Source organism: Streptomyces sp. URMC 126, assembly GCF_051386555.1.
Lineage (GTDB): Bacteria > Actinomycetota > Actinomycetes > Streptomycetales > Streptomycetaceae > Streptomyces.
In genome coordinates, this window is record NZ_JBPQTX010000928.1 from 1 (window position 1) to 266 (window position 266).

Consider the following 266-nt stretch of genomic DNA (forward strand, 5'->3'; position numbering starts at 1 on the left):
CTGAGAACCTGCTGCTGCGGCTTGGTCAGCTTCAGCTTCTCGCCACGCCGCACCTCGTAATTATTGATGGCGACCAGCTGGTTCACGTTCCGCCCGATGGCGGACAACTCCCGCGCCACGTCGCGCAGGGCATCGGCCAGGTCAGGATCAGGCTCCAGAAACGCGGACGGAACACGACACACCCGGCGCAAGGCATCGGCCCGGCTCTTCAAGCCAAGCCGTCCCGTGAACGCATCGAAGGCCAGAAGGCTGTCCCGGTTAACCGT

At 63.9% G+C, this 266-nt stretch carries 1 protein-coding gene; it reads right to left on the bottom strand.

Translation table 11 applies throughout. The features are described from left to right. Window positions 1-266: hypothetical protein (locus ACSNOK_RS34525; protein ID WP_436784667.1), on the bottom strand; the 266-nt coding region annotated here is incomplete at both ends.